Here is a 17,616-nt window from a genome sequence, read left to right as displayed (position 1 = left end):
GCCCAGCTCAATCGAGCTGGGCTTTATGCATTGTGCTGTTGAACGGCGACACGGAAGCCTCCCCAAAGGGAGGCTTTTTTTATGGATTTTCGCCTGGTGGCCTCAGCGTTGGTTGGGCGGGAAGCGGATGGTGAAGCTAGCGCCTTGTCCTGGCGCGCTGTCCAGCCGGATGTCGCCTTTCAGGATGGTGTGCACGATGTTGTGCACCATGGCCAGCCCCAGTCCCAAGCCGCTTTGTCCCATTTGCGTGGTGAAGAAGGGGTCGAACACCTTGTGTTGCAGCTCCGGCTCGATGCCCTTGCCGTTGTCTGAATAGCAGAGCAGCAGGGCATCTTCCTGCGCTTGCAGCCGGATGTCGATATGGCCGCGATCATGCCCGTCAAAGCCGTGGGCGAGGCTGTTGGCGATCAAGTGGGACAAGAGTTGCTCCAAAGCGCCTGGATAATTCTCGATTTGCAGGTCTTGCGGCGCTTCCAGCGTCAGTCGGATGTCCGGATAGTGCTCCGGCGGCAGTAAGGCTCGTGTTAGTTGGGCGAGGGTTTGAGCGGGCTTGAAGGCGCGCTTGGGCTGCGCGAGTTGATCGGAGGCGATCAGCTTGAAGCGGCCGATCAGGTCGCCGGCCAGCTCGCTGTTTCTTTGCAGCAGTTCGCTGGTTTCGACTGTCTTGCGCAGAAAATCTTGCAGATTGCCGCGCGAGAGCTGTTTGGCTTCATCGGCTTGAATGATGGACTGGAGGTCTGCGTGCAAGACCGAGGCGCTGAGCAGGATATTTCCTATCGGGGTGTTCAATTCGTGCGCCATGCCGGCGACCATGCGGGCGAGCGCCGTCTGTTTTTCCGCGATGCTGATTTGCTGCATGGCTTGCTTGAGCTCGGCGCTGCGCTTGGCGACGCGTTCTTCCAGGTGGCTGTTGAGTTGCTGCAGCTCGGATTCCGCCTGTTTGCGCCGGCTGATGTCGGAGTAGGTGCCTATCATGCGCGAGGGCCGTCCCTGCTCGTCGCGGCCCACCACCATGCCGCGGCTCAGTAGCCATATCCAGCCGTCTTGCGCGCGGAAACGGTGTTCCGAGGTGAAAGACCCTTCCGGCTGGCGCAGGTAGCGGCTGATTGTGGCCTCGACCTCGGGCAGGTCGTCGGGGTGAATGCCGGTTTGCCACAGCTTGAATGCCTCGCTGTCCCGCTCGTCCAGTCCCAGCAGTTGTCGGCAGCGGGAGGACAGAAAGACAGTGTCACCGGCGATATTCCAGTCCCAGACGCCGTCGCCGGCGCCTTCCAGCGCGAAATGCCAGCGCTCCTCGCTTTCACGCAGCGCCTGCAGCGCTTTTTGCTCTCCGGCTCGCAAAGATTCGAACTCCCGCCTGACCCGCTCGGCCTCGTCCGCGCGCAGGATGGCGTCTTCCTGTTCCCTGGCCTGATCGTGATACACCTGGTGCAGATCGCGCTCCACCATGGCGCGGAATTGGCCGAGCAATTGTTTGTGGGTCTGGCTATAGGGGTTTTCGGCCCGGTCGAGCACGCAAATGGTGCCGAACACGTCCTGATTGGGCCAGATCAGCGGCATGCCCAGGTAGGAGATCATGCCTAGCTTGATGTCGGGATTGTGATCCCAGTCCGGGTCTTTCAAGGCGTTGGGCACCAGCAGCTCCCTGCGGCTGCTCATCACGGTCTCGCAATACAGGCCGGTGTCGAGGTCGGCCAGCTCGTCTTCTTCGTAGGGGTTGCCTTGGCTATGGCTGGAGAGGAAGACCTTGATGCGAGGAGCCTGCTTTTGCATGATCAGCGCGGCGGGGATGTCGACGATTTTGGCCAGCAGATCCAGCACCTGCTGCCACTTTTCCGACAGATCGCGGCTGATGCTCAGGTTTTGGGTGTCGATCTTGATGGCCGGCATCGGGGGCTCCATGTTTTGCTAAGCGTTTTCATCTTTTTAGCATATGGGCCGATGCCGGCGGGGAACGGCGGCGTTTTAGCGCGCCTTGAACCGTTTACAGCATCAGGTTGAGCATGCGGTCGATGCGCACGCGGCTCAGGCGGGTCAGCAGCTTCTTGATTTGCTCGGGATAGGTGCGCACGTCTTCCAGTTCGCGGTAGTGCAGCAGCTGCCGGCTGTGGCGCAGGATGTTTTCCTGTTCCTGTTGGTTCTGGTGCTTGAGTTCGGCCTTGGGGTCGCTGATCAGCAAGGCGTTTTCCATGTCCAGGCGGAAGGCGCGCGGATTGAGGTTGTTGCCGGTCAGCAGCATGTGGCGCTGGTCGCTGAACATGCCTTTGAGGTGATAGGTGTTGTCCCCGTCCTTCCACTGGTGCACGCGCAACTGGCCGGTGCCGATGTAATGGCGTTGGCGCTTGGCGAAGCGGCGCAAATTCATTTCGTAGAGATAGGGCAGCGCGCCGATGACGCGGAAGGGCTCGCTGGGCGGAATGTAGAAGTCGTTTGCGGTCTTGTCGCCGACGACGATGTCGATCTGCACGCCGCGGCGCAGCGCCTTGCTGATGGCGAGCACCACCGGCCGCGGAAAGTTGAAATAGGGGGTGCAGATGAACAGCGAGCTGCGGGTGTTGGCAATCAGTTCCAGAATCACCCGGTTGAGCGCGTTGCCCTTGCCGATGCCGACAATCGGGCTGACGCTGAGCTCGTCTTCCGCGCCGGCCTGGTTTTCAATCCGGTATTGGCTATGGCTGATCTTGTCGCGGAAGACGCGGATTTCCTTGCGGATGCTGCGGGTGGCCGGCGCCGGCTTGTCGAGCCGGAAGACGGCGGGGTCGTTGAAGAACTGCTCGTGCATATAGTCGGCCATGACGTCCGCCAGCGCCTGGTTGCGGATCAGGTGGTAGCGGTCGAAACGGTATTTGTCCAGCTTGTGCAAGTAGACGTTGTTGATGCTGGCGCCGCTGTACAGCACCTGATCGTCGACAATCAGGCCTTTGAGGTGCAGCACGCCGAACAACTCGCGGGTTTGCACCGGAATGCCGTAGACGGGCACGTCAACGCTGTGCCGCAGCGCCTGGGCCCGATACCAGGAGGCGTTGCAGCTGTCCTGGCTCTCGCCGATGCGCCCGCGCTGGGCGCGGTGCCAGTCCACCATCACGCGGATGTCCAGCTGGGGCTGGCGTTGTTTGGCGGCGAACAGCGCGTCCAGCACTTCCTGACCGGCCTCGTCGTGCTCCAGATAGAGCGCGGCGATATAAATGCGGTGCCGGGCCTGCGCGATCGCTTCCAGCAGGCTAAGACGGAAGTCGGCGGTCTGGTGCAGGGTGGTGATGGCGTCGGCTTGCAGGCGAAGCTTGGGCAGCTGGGCCAGCAACGATCTTTTTAGCAGAAATGCCATGTAAGCGTTGGGTTTGACGTTTAATCGTGGAATCGTAGCATCGTTTTCGCCTCTTGGGGGAGTCCGCGCCTGCGCAATCCTTGCGCCAGCGCAGTTCCGGACGAAGTCGGGCCTTTGCCGGGCCGGCGATAGAGTCCATGGCAAGGCGGGGCGAAATGTGCAAAAATTCGTTCAACTAGATGAATTGCAGGTTTTCCAATGCTGGACCGGGACGGATACCGCCCCAATGTCGGAATCATCCTCATCAACGGCAAAAATGAGGTGTTCTGGGGCAAGCGAGTGCGAGAGCATTCCTGGCAGTTTCCGCAAGGCGGAATCAAGCCAGGCGAAAGTCCGGAAGCCGCGATGTATCGCGAGCTGCTGGAAGAGGTGGGTTTGCTGCCGCAACATGTGAAAATACTGGGACGCACCCGCGACTGGATGCGCTACGAGGTGCCCACCAATTGGGTGCGTCGGGAGTGGCGCGGCAGTTACAAGGGGCAGAAGCAGATTTGGTTTCTGCTGAAGCTGGTGGGGCGCGAGTGCGATGTCTGCCTGCGCGCCAGCAGCCACCCGGAGTTTGACGGCTGGCGCTGGAACGAATACTGGGCGCCGGTGGACGCGGTGATCGAGTTCAAGCGCGAGGTGTACGAGCGCGCGCTGGCCGAGTTGTCGCGCTTCCTGCGCGGGGTGGAGAGTCGGGAGGCCTATCTGGCCCGGCTTGGCCGCGCCCAGGAGCCGCATTGACGCGCAGCCGGGCGGCGGCGTCTGCGCGCGCGGCCTCGAAGCGACACGGCGGGCTTGGCCCGCTGTCTTTTTTTGCGCCGCGGCCGTGGCCGCGGCGTTTGGCGTAATTTGCTGAGCAACAAGATTCAAACATGACGCAACAATACGATGAGTCGTCGGTACGGGTGCTGAAAGGCTTGGAGCCGGTCAAGGAACGGCCGGGGATGTATACCCGCACCACCGACCCCACCCATATTTGCCAGGAAGTGATAGACAACGCCGCCGACGAGGCGCTGGGCGGCTTTGCGCGCAAGATCGCGGTGACGGTGCATCAGGACGGCTCGCTGTCGGTGGAAGACGACGGCCGCGGCATTCCGGTCGGCCTGCATCCGCAAGAAGGCGTGCCGGTGCTGGAACTGGTGTTCACCCGCTTGCACGCCGGCGGCAAATTCAACAAGAAGGACGGCGGCGCCTACGCCTTCTCCGGCGGTTTGCACGGCGTCGGCGTATCGGTGACCAATGCGCTGTCCACCCGGCTGGAGGTGGAGGTCAAGCGCGAGGGCGGCGTGCACCGCCTGGTGTTTTCCGGCGGCGACGTCATCGAGCCGCTGGCTCGGGTGGCGGATTGCGGCCCGCGCACCAGCGGCACCCGGGTCAGGGTGTGGCCGGACGGCAAGTATTTTGAAAGCCCGCGCTACTCCTTGCCGGAGTTGGAGCGTCTGCTGCGCGCCAAGGCGGTGTTGCTGCCCGGCGTGGCGGTTACCCTGGTGGTGGAGCGCCCCAGCGGCGACGAAGTCAAGGTTTGGCAGTACCCGGAGGGCTTGAAGAGCTATCTGGCGGAACTGTGCAACGGCGACGAGCCGGTGGCGCCCTTGTTCGCCGGCGAAGCCTATATCGGCGATGATCACGAGCAGTTCGCCAAGGGCGAAGGCGCGCAGTGGGCCATGGCCTGGTTTGAAGACGGCGCCAGCGGCGAAAGCTACGTCAACCTGATTCCGACCCCGGTGGGAGGCACTCACGAGGCCGGCTTGCGCGCCGGCGTGTTCGACGCGGTGAAGAGCTTCATCGATCACCACAATCTGTTGCCGCGCGGCGTCAAGCTGATGGCCGAGGACGTGTGGAGCCGCGTGCGCTTCGTATTGTCCGCCCGCGTGCTGGACCCGCAGTTTCAGGGGCAGACCAAGGACAAGCTGACCAGCCGCGACGCCTTGAAGCTGATTTCCGGCCTGGCGCGCGATCCGGTGGAGTTGTGGCTGAACCAGAACGTGGAGTCCGGCAAGAAAATCGCCGAGCTGGCGATACGCCAGGCGCAGTCGCGCTTGAAGTCGGTGAAGAAGGTGGAAAAGAAAAAAGGCTCCGGCGTGGCGGTGCTGCCCGGCAAGCTGACCGATTGCGAGAGCGAGGACATCGATCGCAACGAGCTGTTCCTGGTGGAGGGCGATTCCGCCGGCGGTTCCGCCAAGTTGGCGCGCGACAAGGAATACCAGGCCATCCTGCCCTTGCGCGGCAAGGTGCTCAACAGCTGGGAAACCGACAAGGATCAGCTGTTTTCCAATGCCGAGATTCACGACATCTCGGTGGCCATCGGCGTGGATCCGCACGGCCCTAACGACCGTCCAGACCTGTCCGGCCAGCGTTACGGCAAGATCGCCATCCTGTCCGACGCCGACGTGGACGGTTCCCACATCCAGGTGCTGTTGCTGACGCTGTTCTTCCGCCATTTCCCGCGCTTGATCGAAAACGGCAACATCTACGTGGCCCAGCCGCCGCTGTTCCGCGTGGACGTGCCGGGGCAGGGCAAGCATCGTCCTCCGCGCAAGCTGTACGCGCTGGACGAAGGCGAGATGACGGCCATTCTGGACCGGCTGCGCAGCGAAGGCGTGCGAGAAAACGCCTGGAGCATTTCCCGCTTCAAGGGCCTGGGCGAGATGAACCCGGAGCAGTTGAAGGACACCACGATGAATCCGGACACCCGCCGGCTGTCGCAGGTGCGGGTGCGCGTCGGCGAACTGGAGCAGACCCTGTCCACTTTCGTCATGCTGATGGGCAAGGGCGAGGCGTCCAGCCGCCGCAGCTGGATGGAGGCCAACGGCAACGCGGTCGAGGCCGACATCTGAGCGGCCGCGCCGGCGGTTCCGCTTGAAGGAAAGCCCCTGCGAGCCTTGCTTGCGGGGGCTTTTTCATTGCGGGCTATAGTGAGGCTAGGCGCGGCGTCTCAACTCAAGGGGAAAGGCATGGCCAAGCAATGGCGGGGACTGTTGGCGGGCTGGCTGGCGTTGCCCGCGCTGGCGGCCGGCTACCACTCTTCCAGCCAGGACATCGGCCCCTGGGGCGACGGCGCGAGCCAGGACGGCCTGGCGCTGACCCAAGACGTTCGGCCTCTGCCGCGGGTGATAGAAGAACTGAAGCAGGGCCGCAACGCCTTGGCGCTGGTGACCGCCTCGCCGGAGCGTTCGCGTTTCGCCGTGGAGTTGTGCCGGCCGGCGTCGATCCGCATCTCCGTGCTCTATCATCGCCGCGGCCTGGTGTCGCCCATCGGCCCGTCTTGGTTCCGCCAGCGCAGCCTGGGCGTCCTGCGCGGCACCCATACCCTGGACGGCTTTATCGCCCAAAGCGGCGCAGCGCCGGTGGAAGTGTCCGACATGCCGCAGGGTTTTCGTATGCTGCAAGCCGGCCGGCTGGACGCGATGATGTGCGTGCGTCCCGGCTGCGGCCACGCGCTGCGGCAGATGGGCGGCAGCCTGCCCAATCTGACCGAATATGCGCAGGGCGACGAACCGATGGCGCTCTACGTGTCCAAGCGCAGCGAGCTGGCGCGCGACGCCGCGATGCTGGGCAAACTGAAGGCCGCCTGTCTGTCCGCCGCCGGCAGGCGCGAAATGGCCGAATTGCTGACGATTTACGACTAAGGCGCTGTTCAAGGCCGTAGCGCAGACGCGCTACCGACATTGAACGGTTTCTAAGGCGCCGGGCTTACCAGACGCGCAACGTCTGACCGGTCTGCACGCCTTCCACGCTGCGCACATAGGCCAGCGCCGCGCGCGCCGCCGGCACCGCCTCGAAGCCGGGGAAGAAGTCCCGGTACTGCTCCCAGGATTCTTGCAGCACATTGGGGCTGACCACATTGATGCGACGCCCGCCGTCCAGTTCCGCCGCCGCGCCGCGGACAAAGCCTTCCAGCGCCGAGTTCACCGCGCTGGCGTTGCTGCCGAAGCGGATGGGTTGCTCGCTGACGATGCCGCTGGTCAGCGTGATGGAGCCGCCGGCGTTCAGATAGTGCTGGCCGACCAAGGCCAGTTCCACCTGGCCCATCAGCTTGTCCTTGAGGCCGACGCGGAACTGCTCGGCGCTCATTTCCGCCAGGGGGCCGAAATGCAGTTTGCCGGTGGTGCTGATGATGGCGTCCACCTTGCCTATGCGTTCGAACAGCGCGCGAATGCTGTCGCCGTCGGTCAGGTCCACCAGCGTGTCGCCGCGGCGGCTGCCGGCCTTGATCAGCTGATGATGGGACAGCGCCTGGCTGACGGCCTGGCCCAGCGTGCCGTGGGCGCCGACGATGAGAATCTTTTTCATGGGGGATCTCCCGGACAAGTACAAGACCCGGCCATTTTGCGCCCGCGCGGCGTCTTGATTAATCCGCTAAGATGAACAAGATTGAAAACTGTGGGTTATGAATGGCATGGATCGCCTATTGAGCATGGAGCTGTTCGTGGCGGTGGTGGAACGCGGCAGCTTCACCGCGGCGGCGGAGGCGCATGGTTTGTCCCAGCCTATGGTGGGCAAGCATATCGCCAGCCTGGAGCAGCGGCTGGGCGGCCGGCTGCTGGCGCGCACCACCCGCCGCCAGCAACTGACCGAATTGGGCTCGCACTATTTCCAGCGCTGCCAGTCCATTCTGGCGGAAATCCGCGCGGCGGAAAGCGGGGCCGAACTGATCAGCGGCGCGCCGCGCGGCGTGCTGCGCGTCAACGCCTCGGTGACTTTCGGCTCTCTGCGCCTGGCCGGCCTGCTGGCCGAGTTCATGCAAACCTATCCGGACATCACCGTGGACCTGAGTTTGTCCGACGAGCTGGTCGACTTGGTGGCCGACGGCTACGACGCCGCTTTTCGCATCGGCCGGCTGCCGGACTCCGGCCGGGTGGCGCGGCCCTTGCAGCCCTATCGGATGATGGTGGCGGCGGCGCCCGCCTATCTGGCGCGCAAGGGCGTGCCGCGCGCGCCGGCGGATCTGGCCGCGCATGATTGCCTGGGTTTCTCGCTGTGGCGCAAGGACGACGGCTGGGAATTGCTGGGCGCAGGCGAGTGGGCGGGCGCCAGCCGCTTTCAGTCCAATCACGGCCAGGCGCTGCGCATGGTGGCGCTGGCCGGCGGCGGCATCGTGCTGCAAGCCGAGGCCTTGCTGGGCGACGATGTGGCCGCCGGCCGGCTGGTGGAGGTGCTGCCGGGCTGTTTGCCGCCGCCCAAGCCCATGCATTTGATTTATCTGCAGGACCGCCGGCCTTTGCCCAAACTGCGAGTGTTCATAGACTTCATTCTGGAGCGCCTGGGCGCGCTGTGAGTTTTATTGACAGGGCCTGTCAGCGATTTTCGTTTGAGCTGCGGCGCGCATCGGCGTAGCGTGGACGCATGGCTGATTTGACGAGAGGAAAGGGCATGGAAGCGGATGTGCGGACGCCCAGCCGGCGTGATTTGTTCGCCGGCTTTTTCTCGATCGGGCTGACCGGTTTCGGCGGCGTGTTGCCGCAGGCGCACCGGATGATGGTGCTGCGCCGTCGTTGGTTGAGCGAGGCGGATTTCGCCGTGGTGCTGGGCCTGGGGCAAGTGCTGCCGGGCCCCAATATCGTCAATGTCGCGGTGGCGGTGGGCAGCCGCTTTCACGGCGTGAGCGGAGCCTTGGCCGCCATCGCCGGCCTGTTGCTGGCGCCCATGGTCATCGTGCTGCTGCTGGCGTCCTTCTACGGCCATTATCGGCAACTGCCGCTGGTGCAGAATGTGTTGCACGGCCTGGCCTCCGCCGCCGCCGGCTTGATCGCGGCGATGGGGCTGCGGCTGCTGGCGCGCATCGAGCGCAAGTTGTGGTGCGCGCTGGTGGCGGCGCTGACTTTCTGCGCCTTGGGCGTCTTGCAACTGCCCTTGCTGTGGTCGCTGGCCTTGCTGGCGCCCGTCGCCATCGGCTTGGCCTGGCGCGACCGGCCGAAGGAGGGCGCGTGATACTGCTGACGCTGCTATGGCAGTTTTCCTTGTTGTCGCTGATGGCGGTGGGCGGCGCCAATGTGCTGATACCCGAGCTGCAACGCCTGGTGGTGGAGCAGGGCTGGATGAACGCGCGCGAGTTCGCCGCGCTGTTCGCCATCGCCCAGGCCGCGCCCGGCCCCAATGTGCTGGTGGTCAGTCTGATAGGCTGGCAGGTGGCCGGGGTGCCGGGCGCTCTGGTCAGCATGCTCGGCATTTGCGGCCCGTCGTCGGTGTTGAGTTATTACGTGGCGCGCTGGTGGCAGCGTTATCAGCAGGCGCCGCTGACCCGGGCAATCCAACGGGGACTGGCGCCGCTGACCATAGGGCTGGTGGCGGCCAGCGCCTGGCTGTTGAGCCAGGCGGCCAATGCCGACGCGGGCGCTTGGCTGCTGTGCGGCGCGGTGGCGCTGACGGCGTGGCGCACTGCGATCAATCCCTTGTGGCTATTGTCGGCCGGCGCTTTGCTGGGCGGCTTGGGCTGGCTCTAAGCAGCGGCTCAATGAAGCGCGGCTGACTTTGAACCGCGTCTAAGCGGCGGCCATAATGAACAGGGTTTTCTCGGGAGGGCGCGTATTGACGCGAATCTTGATGCTGCTGCTGTGCGTACTGGCGCTGCCGGCGCAGGGGCAAACTTTGTCTATCCGCTACGCGCTGGTGTCCGGAGAGCAAGACCCGCATCTGCCCTATATGCAGGCTTTGCTGCAACTGGCGTGCAGCGAGGCCAAACTCAGTTGCGAGCTGAGCAGCGCGCTGGACATGAATCAGGGGCGGGCGCTGGAGCAGATGGCGCACGGCGACGCCGGCGTGGATCTGTTCTGGGGCATGAGCAGCCGCGAGCGCGAACAGAAGGCCCTGCCGGTGCGGATTCCCCTGTACAAGGGCTTGATCGGCTGGCGCGTGCCGCTGGTGTCGCAAAAGCGCGCCCGGCTGTTTGAAAAGGCGTTCACGCTGGCGGATTTGAAGACGCTGAGCGCCGGGCAAGGGCAGGATTGGCCGGATACGCAGATTCTGCGCGCCGCCGGTTTGCCGGTGGTGGCCAGCCCCTTGTACCTGCCGCTGTTCGCCATGCTGCGTCAGGGGCGTTTCGACTATTTCCCGCGCAGCGTGATCGAGGTGGGCCAGGAACTGGAGTCCGACGCCGCCAAGGGCCTGGTATTGGACCCTTACATTGTGTTGCACTATCCGGCGGCTTTTTATTTCTTCGTGTCGCCGCGCCGGCCGGAGTTGGCCAGGGCGCTGACTCAGGGCCTGGAAGCCGCAATCAAGGACGGCAGCTTCGACAAGCTGTTCCTGCGCTTCAACGGTCCGCGCCTGCGCGCCTTGAACCTGGCGCAGCGGCGCATCATCGAGCTGCCCAACCCCCTGCTGCCCAAGGAGACGCCGTTGCAGCGCAAGGAGCTGTGGTTCTATCCGCGTTGAGGGTCCAGCGGCAGCAAGTCCGTGAATACAAATCCGTCCCGCTCCACCGTCTCGCCCACCGCGTGCGGCACCGGGCGAAGGAACATCGGGCCGTCCCAGGCGAAGGAGTGGAATTCGCCGTATTCGCCGCAAGGGTCGGCGTCGGGCGGCAGCGCGTCCAGCAAGGCCTGGCCGAACTCGCGGCCGGCCAGTTCGCGCGGCAGCTTGCGCGGGTCCAGGCAGGTCAGCCTGGCCTTGAGCCCGCTGCGCAGCATGGTTTGCGCCAACTCGGCGGTGGGCAGGCCCCACAGCGGGAAGAGCGGCGCGATGCCGCTGCCGGCCAGGTTCTGCTCGCGGTAGGCGCGCACGTCCTCCAGGAACAGATCGCCAAAGGCCATATGGCTGACGCCGTCTGCGCGGCAGGCGTTGACGAAGTCGGCCATCCGGCTGGCGTAATCCTCGTTGCCGCAAGGGTAGGGGATGGCCAGCTGGCGCAGCGGCAGACCCAGCGCCGCGGCCTGCGCCTGCAGCAGTTCCACCCGCACCGCGTGCATGGCCACGCGCTGGAAAGCCTGATTGACGGTGGTGAACAGGCCGACGACTTCGACGTCGGGATCTTGGCGCAGCACATGCAAGGCCCAGGCGCTGTCCTTGCCGCTGCTCCAGGACAAGAGTACGGTTTTCTTCATGGCGCACAGCTTAGCCGCGCGGAGGCGCGCCGCCAAGCGGGGGGACTGGGCCGGGGGACTCGGGTATAATGACGCTCTATTTTTTCGTCATTCAGGACTGATTGCCGCATGACCCAGCTCAAGAACGATACCTTCCTGCGCGCGCTGCTTGGCCAGCCCGTCGAATACACCCCGATCTGGATGATGCGCCAGGCCGGCCGCTATTTGCCGGAGTACCGCGCCACCCGCAGCCGGGCCGGCAGCTTCATGGGTTTGTGCACCAGTCCCGATTACGCCACCGAAGTCACCCTGCAGCCGCTGGAGCGTTTCCCGCTGGACGCCGCCATCCTATTTTCCGACATCCTGACCGTGCCGGACGCCATGGGCCTGGGCCTGTACTTCGCCGAAGGCGAGGGCCCGAAGTTCGAGCGTCCTTTGCGCGATGAAGCCGCCGTCCGCGCGCTGACGGTGCCGGCGCTGGACAAGCTGGGCTACGTCTTCGACGCGGTGTCCAGCATCCGCAAGGCGCTGGACGGCCGCGTGCCGCTGATCGGCTTCTCCGGCAGCCCGTTCACCCTGGCCTGCTACATGATAGAAGGCGGCGGTTCCGACGATTTCCGCCACGTCAAGGCCATGCTCTACAGCCGTCCGGAACTGCTGCACCATATCCTGGACGTGAACGCCCGCACGGTGATCGACTATCTGAACGCCCAGATCGATGCCGGCGCGCAGGCGGTGCAGATTTTCGACACCTGGGGCGGGGCGCTGACCCAGGCGGCTTATCGAGAATTCTCGCTGGCCTATATGCGTCAGATCGTCGCCGGACTGAAGCGCGAGGCCGACGGCCGCCGCGTGCCGGTGATCGTGTTCACCAAGGGCGGCGGACAGTGGCTGGAAGAGATCGCGGCCATCGGCGCCGACTGCGTGGGCCTGGACTGGACCACGGATCTGGGCGCCGCGCGCGCCCGGGTGGGCGACAAGGTGGCCTTGCAGGGCAACTTCGATCCCAACGCGCTGTTCGCCGAGCCCGCCGCCATCGAGCGCGAAGTGGCGCGCATCCTGGCCAGCTACGGCGCCGGCAGCGGCCATGTCTTCAATCTGGGCCACGGCATCTCCCAGCACGTCAAACCGGAGCATGCCGGAGCCTTGGTGGACGCGGTGCACCGCTTGTCGCGCCCCTACCATGCCGCGGGCTGAAAAAGCGCTTTTCAAGCCGGCGGCATGTTTCTGCCGTCCCGGCGCGATACCCCCCGGCGGGCGCACCAAGTTGGCGCGGGCCGGCGGGCATTAAAGCCGGCTTTATCAGTGTCTAAATCCGGCATCAAGCTGCTGTTAGCGCGGCCGGCGGAAAAGGATTTGTTTTTTCAACAGAAAATTTAACTTTTCCCCTGAGGCCGTCCGCGCGTCGTCGGGGTATCCTTACCTGTCCGGCCAATGGTTCTCCTGCGGCCGGATTGTATTTTTACACTGGGATGAACAAGGATATTGACAAGGCGAACCGTAGTCGTTCTCGGAGTTATGCACATTTGCTAGTCAGAGTTCAGGTTCTTGTCAAGCCGATTGCTCATGTTTTTTTGATCAATTTAAGTCTTTGAAAACAAAGAGAAAAATAATTGATTAATTTTTGCGCAATCTAACGGAAATGTTGATCTGGGGCCGTTTCGACCTCAAGGCGACAGCTTGTTCACAAAGTTATCCACAGCATCTGTGCACAGTGGCCGCAAAGCCTTGTCACAACAGCATTTGTCTTCGGGGGCGCGCCGGATGGGGCAGCAAAGCATCGTGCAAGTGGCCGTGGACGTGCCGCTGCCAGGTACGTTCAGTTACCTGACCCAGTTGTCTGTCATGGCCGGGCAAAGAGTGGCGGTTTCCTTCGGGCCGCGCCGGCTGTGTGGCGTGGTTGTCACGGATATACCTCAGCAGGGTATCGCCCCGGCCAAGCTCAAGCCGCTGGAGTCCGTGCTGAGCGGACTGCCGCCGCTGCCGGCGGACTTCATGGCCCTGGTCCGCTTCGCCGCCGATTACTACCACCATCCGCTGGGGCAGGCGCTGTTCACCGCCTTGCCCACCGGTCTGCGCGAGCCCCGGGACATCGCCTTGCCGGATGAACGGCCGTACGCGCTGACGCCGCAAGGCGAGGCGGAAGCGCCGCCGGCCCGTCAGCGCGCCCGCTTGGCGCTGTGGCAGGCGCTGCAGGACGGCGCGTTGACGCTGGCCGCCGCCAAGGCGGTGACGCCGCAGGCGGGCAAGGTGCTGGCGGACTGGCTGGCGGACAAGAAGGTCCGCCGCGTGGAGCCGGAAGCCACGCCCTTGCGGGTGGCGGACAGTCCCGAACTGAACGAAGAACAACAGGCCGCGCTGGACGCCTTGCGCGGCCAGGCCGGCTACCAGCCCTGGTTGCTGCACGGCATTACCGGCAGCGGCAAGACCGAAGTCTATCTGCGGCTGATCGCCGACCATCTGGCCGCCGGCCGCCAAGTGCTGGTGCTGGTGCCGGAAATCAATCTGACCCCGCAGCTGATCACACGCTTCACCCAGCGCTTTCCGGACAGCCGCATCGCGGTGCAGCACAGCCATCTGGCCGACGGCGAGCGTCTGAGGGGCTGGCTGGACGGCTGGCAGGGGCGCGCCGACGTGATGATAGGCACTCGCTTGTCGGTGTTCACGCCGCTGCCGCGCCTGGGCCTGATCGTGGTGGACGAGGAGCACGACGGCTCCTTCAAGCAGCAGGACGGCTTGCGCTACCATGCGCGCGATCTGGCGATCTGGCGCGCGCGCCAGGCCGGCGTGCCCATCCTGCTGGGCTCGGCCACGCCCAGCCTGGAAACCATGGCCAATGTCGAGGCCGGCCGCTATCGCCGGCTGTCCCTGAGCCGGCGCGCTCATGGCGCGGCGCGGCTGCCGGAGGTGAAACTGGTCGACGTGCGCCGGCAAAAGCTGGCCGAAGGCCTGTCCGAACCGGTGATCCAGGCGCTGCGCCAACGCCTGGCGCGCGGCGAGATGAGCCTGGTGTTCATCAACCGCCGCGGCTTCGCGCCGGTGGTGGCCTGCACCGATTGCGGCTGGACCAGCGGCTGTCCGCGCTGCTCCGCCAAGCTGGTGGTTCATCTGTTGGAGCGCAAGCTGCGCTGCCACCATTGCGGTTGGGAAGAAGCGGTGCCGCGCGCCTGCCCGGATTGCGGCAATCCCGACATCAAACCCTTGGGCGAAGGCACCCAGCGGCTGGAGTCCGCGCTGACGCGCTTGTTTCCCGAGGCGCGCATCCTGCGCATAGACCGCGACACCACCAGCCGCAAGGAAGCCTGGGGCGAAATCTATCGCAAGGTCCATGCCGGCGAGGTGGACATGCTGGTGGGCACCCAGATGCTGGCCAAGGGCCACGACTTCGGCACCTTGTCGCTGGTGGTGGCGCTGGGCGCGGACGGCGGTCTGTACTCCGCGGACTTCCGCGCCTCCGAGCGCTTGTTCGCGCAGCTGATGCAAGTGGCGGGCCGCGCCGGCCGCGCCGACGCTCCAGGCGAAGTGCTGATCCAGACTCAGTGGCCGGATCATGAGCTATACCAAGCGCTGACGCGCCACGATTTCGACGGCTACGCCAAGACCCTGCTGGACGAGAGACGCATCGCCGGCTTCCCGCCCTGCGCCTATCAAGCGCTGTTGCGCGCCGACAGTCCCAGTCTGGAACTGGCCACCGCCTTCCTGGCCGAAGTGCGCCGGCTGGCCGAGCCGCTGGCGGCGGAGGTGCTGATCGCCGGCCCGGCGCCGGCGCTGATGGCGCGGCTGGCCAATCGCGAACGCGCCCAGCTGGTGCTGGAAGCGCCGCAACGGCAGGCGCTGCACGCTTTTTTGAACCCATTGCTGCCGCAGGTGGAAGCGGCGGCCAAACGCCATGGACGCGGCCTGCGTTGGTCGCTGGACGTGGATCCGCAAGACATGTGATCGCCCAATGAAAGCAAAAACGAAACAAACCCTGACGGCGGCTTGCCTGCTGCTGTCGGCATGGCCGGCCTGCGCGCTGGACCTGCACGGCCTCAAGCCGGAGGAGGTGGCCGTCTGGGCCGCGCCGGTGGAAAGCGGCAAGACGCTGGCCGGCCATCGCGCCGACAGCGCGGTCAATCCGGCCTCCATCATGAAGCTGATCACCAGCTGGAGCGCGCTGAACCTGCTCAAGCCCGGTTATCGCTGGCATACCGGGCTGTGGTCCGCCGCTCCGCTGCGAGACGGCGCGCTGCAAGGCGATCTTTACTGGCTGGGCGCCGGCGACCCGCGCTTCAACAACGACAGCCTGCTCAATCTGCTGTACGGCCTGCGGTTGCGCGGCGTGCAACGGATAGACGGCAAGCTGGTGTTGGACAAGAGCGCCTTCAAGGGCGTGTCCAGCGCCCGCGACTTCGACGAAGACGCCGGCCGCGCCTTCACCGTGGAGCCGGACAGCCATCTGACCAATCTGAAAGTGGCCTGGCTCAATTTCTACGTCGACGCCGACGGCGCGCGCGTGGCGCTGGACCCGCCGCTGGCCGGCGTCAGCGTCAACGCCAAGCTGCAGGCCGGCGGCCAGGGCGGCGCGAACGATTGCTCCGACGTGCGCCGCTACGTCAGCATCGCCAACGACGTGCGCTCAGTCACCGTCAGCGGCACCTTGCCGCCCAGTTGCGACGGCGCCAAGACCTTCGTCAACGTGCTGGACCACGACGCCTTCGCCAGTCAGGATTTCGCCGCCCTGTGGCAGGCGCTGGGCGGCGCCGGGCCCAAGGGCGCGGGGCTGGGGCGGGTGCCGGCCGGCGCGCGCGAACTGGCCGGTCACGATTCCCAGCCGTTGACCGTGGCGATCAGCGACATCAACAAATACAGCAACAACACCATGGCGCGCACCTTGTTCCTGACCTTGGGCAAGGAGGGCGGCGGCGGAGAGGACACCCGCGCCAACGCCGAGCACGCGGTGCGGCGTTTGCTGGCGGCCAACGCCATTTCCGATGAAACCCTGGTGTTGGAAAACGGCTCCGGCCTGTCGCGGCGGGAGCGGGTGAGCGCGCGCCTGATGGGGCAAGTGCTGCTCAACGCCGCGCGCGGCCCCTACGCCAGCGAATTCCTGGCCAGCCTGCCCATCGCCGGCGAGGACGGCACCTTGCGCAAGCGCTTCGCCGAGCAAGGGCCGCGGCTGCGGATGAAGACCGGCACCCTCAAGGACGTCAAGGCGCTGGCCGGCTACTGGCTGGGCGCGGACGGCCGCCGGCTGGCGCTGGCGGTGATCGTCAACAGCCCGCGCGCGCCGGAGATGGGCAAGGCGATGGACCAGATCGTCGCCGATCTGATCGACCGCTTCGAGGCGTCCAAGTAAGAACGTGGCGGATTGACGGTTTCGGCGCGCGCGGCGGGAGTATACTATCGGGTTTTGCGCGCTCCTCGCCGGAGCGCCCGATTCCGCGAGAGCCATCGATGAAACCTGTAACCATGTATACCACCGCGGTGTGCCCCTATTGCATCCGCGCCAAGCAAATCCTCTCCGCCAAAGGCGTGGCCGAGATCAAGGAAATCCGCATCGATCTGGACCCGGTCGAGCGCGACAAGATGATGGATCTGACCGGCCGCCGCACCGTGCCGCAGATCTTCATCGGCGACGCCCACGTCGGCGGCTGCGACGACCTGGTGGCGCTGAACCAGGCCGGCAAGCTGGACCTGCTGCTGGCCGATTGAGCCGGCTTGCCCGCGATCAAACCGCGCGCTTGCGGGCGGTTGGCCCTGAACCGCTTTCGTGCGATGATGCAGGCCTGTTTTAACCATTCCAAAACCGGCCGCTTGCGAGCGGCCTCCGTGTGAGACAAAGAGATGAGCGAACAACAAGAGCTGCAGCCGGCGTTTTCCATCGAGAAAATTTATGTGAAGGACATGTCCCTGGAAGTGCCTAGCGCGCCGCAGGTGTTCCTGGAGCAAGAACAGCCGGAAATCGATATGCAGCTGGCCAGCGAAGGCAAACAGCTGGACGACGGTTTCTACGAAGTGACCCTGACCGTGACCGTGACCGCCAAATTGCCGGAAAAAACCATGTTCCTGTGCGAAGTGGGCCAGTCCGGCATCTTCCAGATCCGCAACGTGCCGACCGAAGACATCGACCCCATCCTGGGCGTGGCTTGCCCCAACATCCTGTTCCCCTACGCGCGCGAAGCCGTGTCCAGCGTAGTGAACCGCGCAGGCTTCCCGCCGGTGCTGTTGTCCCCGATCAACTTCGAAGCCCTGTACATGCAGCAACGCGCGCAACAGGCCGAAGCCGGCAACGCCTGAGGCGAC

General features: G+C 64.9%; 16 protein-coding genes. 12 read left to right on the top strand and 4 right to left on the bottom strand.

Annotation, left to right across the window (positions count from 1 at the left end; genetic code table 11):
* Positions 1 to 102: 102 nt before the first annotated feature.
* Both QUG03_RS17090 and pssA read right to left on the bottom strand, forming a co-directional pair.
* Positions 103 to 1,890 carry a GAF domain-containing sensor histidine kinase gene (locus QUG03_RS17090; protein ID WP_500820468.1) on the bottom strand — a complete coding sequence of 596 codons (1,788 nt, stop codon included), beginning with the start codon at positions 1,888 to 1,890 and terminating at the stop codon, positions 103 to 105.
* A gap of 94 nt (positions 1,891 to 1,984) precedes the next feature.
* A complete protein-coding gene (gene pssA / locus QUG03_RS17085; RefSeq protein WP_227104680.1) occupies positions 1,985 to 3,325 on the bottom strand; it encodes a CDP-diacylglycerol--serine O-phosphatidyltransferase in 1,341 nt (446 codons plus the stop codon).
* 198 nt (positions 3,326 to 3,523) lie between these two features.
* Between pssA and QUG03_RS17080 the strand changes: the two genes are divergently transcribed.
* The 3 genes from QUG03_RS17080 to QUG03_RS17070 all read left to right on the top strand — a co-directional run bounded on the left by QUG03_RS17080 (position 3,524) and on the right by QUG03_RS17070 (position 6,939).
* Entirely contained in the window at positions 3,524 to 4,051 is a 528-nt protein-coding gene (locus QUG03_RS17080; RefSeq protein WP_019103838.1) for an RNA pyrophosphohydrolase, read from the top strand.
* Between the two features lie 131 nt (positions 4,052 to 4,182).
* Complete coding sequence (gene parE / locus QUG03_RS17075; RefSeq protein WP_107800332.1) at positions 4,183 to 6,147, top strand: DNA topoisomerase IV subunit B; 1,965 nt, start codon at positions 4,183 to 4,185, stop codon at positions 6,145 to 6,147.
* Between the two features lie 117 nt (positions 6,148 to 6,264).
* The gene (locus QUG03_RS17070; protein WP_500820467.1) at positions 6,265 to 6,939 is read left to right on the top strand and encodes a transporter substrate-binding domain-containing protein; all 675 of its coding nucleotides are present in this window, start codon (positions 6,265 to 6,267) and stop codon (positions 6,937 to 6,939) included.
* 64 nt (positions 6,940 to 7,003) lie between these two features.
* Here the strand turns inward: QUG03_RS17070 and QUG03_RS17065 are convergent, their stop codons facing one another.
* Positions 7,004 to 7,603 carry a short chain dehydrogenase gene (locus QUG03_RS17065; protein ID WP_500820465.1) on the bottom strand — a complete coding sequence of 200 codons (600 nt, stop codon included), beginning with the start codon at positions 7,601 to 7,603 and terminating at the stop codon, positions 7,004 to 7,006.
* Between the two features lie 106 nt (positions 7,604 to 7,709).
* On the opposite strand from QUG03_RS17065, the gene QUG03_RS17060 reads away from it, so the two are divergent.
* From QUG03_RS17060 to QUG03_RS17045, 4 genes are all read left to right on the top strand, one after another.
* Positions 7,710 to 8,588 (top strand): LysR family transcriptional regulator, encoded by an 879-nt coding sequence (locus QUG03_RS17060; protein WP_500820464.1) that lies wholly within the window; start codon positions 7,710 to 7,712, stop codon positions 8,586 to 8,588.
* A gap of 95 nt (positions 8,589 to 8,683) precedes the next feature.
* Positions 8,684 to 9,241, top strand: a complete 558-nt coding sequence (locus QUG03_RS17055; RefSeq protein ID WP_235087073.1) for a chromate transporter — start codon at positions 8,684 to 8,686, stop codon at positions 9,239 to 9,241.
* Positions 9,238 to 9,753, top strand: a complete 516-nt coding sequence (locus tag QUG03_RS17050; protein WP_227104672.1) for a chromate transporter — start codon at positions 9,238 to 9,240, stop codon at positions 9,751 to 9,753. Before QUG03_RS17055 ends, QUG03_RS17050 begins: the two co-directional genes overlap by 4 nt.
* An 85-nt stretch (positions 9,754 to 9,838) precedes the next feature.
* Entirely contained in the window at positions 9,839 to 10,684 is an 846-nt protein-coding gene (locus QUG03_RS17045; protein ID WP_199225917.1) for a substrate-binding periplasmic protein, read from the top strand.
* On the opposite strand, the gene QUG03_RS17040 is transcribed toward QUG03_RS17045, so the two are convergent.
* Positions 10,672 to 11,352 (bottom strand): Dph6-related ATP pyrophosphatase, encoded by a 681-nt coding sequence (locus QUG03_RS17040; protein WP_107800327.1) that lies wholly within the window; start codon positions 11,350 to 11,352, stop codon positions 10,672 to 10,674. The genes QUG03_RS17045 and QUG03_RS17040 overlap by 13 nt on opposite strands.
* A gap of 108 nt (positions 11,353 to 11,460) precedes the next feature.
* On the opposite strand from QUG03_RS17040, the gene hemE reads away from it, so the two are divergent.
* The 5 genes from hemE (at position 11,461) to secB (ending at position 17,610) form a co-directional block, all read left to right on the top strand.
* Entirely contained in the window at positions 11,461 to 12,528 is a 1,068-nt protein-coding gene (gene hemE, locus QUG03_RS17035; protein WP_227104671.1) for a uroporphyrinogen decarboxylase, read from the top strand.
* Between the two features lie 567 nt (positions 12,529 to 13,095).
* Positions 13,096 to 15,270: a primosomal protein N' gene (locus QUG03_RS17030; RefSeq protein WP_500820463.1), complete on the top strand. Its 2,175-nt coding sequence runs from the start codon at positions 13,096 to 13,098 to the stop codon at positions 15,268 to 15,270.
* 7 nt (positions 15,271 to 15,277) lie between these two features.
* Complete coding sequence (dacB, locus tag QUG03_RS17025) at positions 15,278 to 16,669, top strand: D-alanyl-D-alanine carboxypeptidase/D-alanyl-D-alanine endopeptidase (protein ID WP_500820462.1); 1,392 nt, start codon at positions 15,278 to 15,280, stop codon at positions 16,667 to 16,669.
* Between the two features lie 98 nt (positions 16,670 to 16,767).
* Positions 16,768 to 17,025, top strand: coding sequence for a glutaredoxin 3 (gene grxC / locus QUG03_RS17020; protein WP_107800323.1), 258 nt, complete (start codon positions 16,768 to 16,770; stop codon positions 17,023 to 17,025).
* A gap of 132 nt (positions 17,026 to 17,157) precedes the next feature.
* The gene (gene secB / locus QUG03_RS17015) at positions 17,158 to 17,610 is read left to right on the top strand and encodes a protein-export chaperone SecB (RefSeq protein WP_500820461.1); all 453 of its coding nucleotides are present in this window, start codon (positions 17,158 to 17,160) and stop codon (positions 17,608 to 17,610) included.
* The last annotated feature ends 6 nt before the right edge of the window (positions 17,611 to 17,616 follow it).

The sequence above is a fragment of the Chromobacterium sp. CCUG 30098 genome (assembly GCF_059916605.1).
The sequence above is the reverse complement of the archived record's forward strand: the minus strand, read 5'-3'. Positions and strand labels throughout refer to the sequence as shown.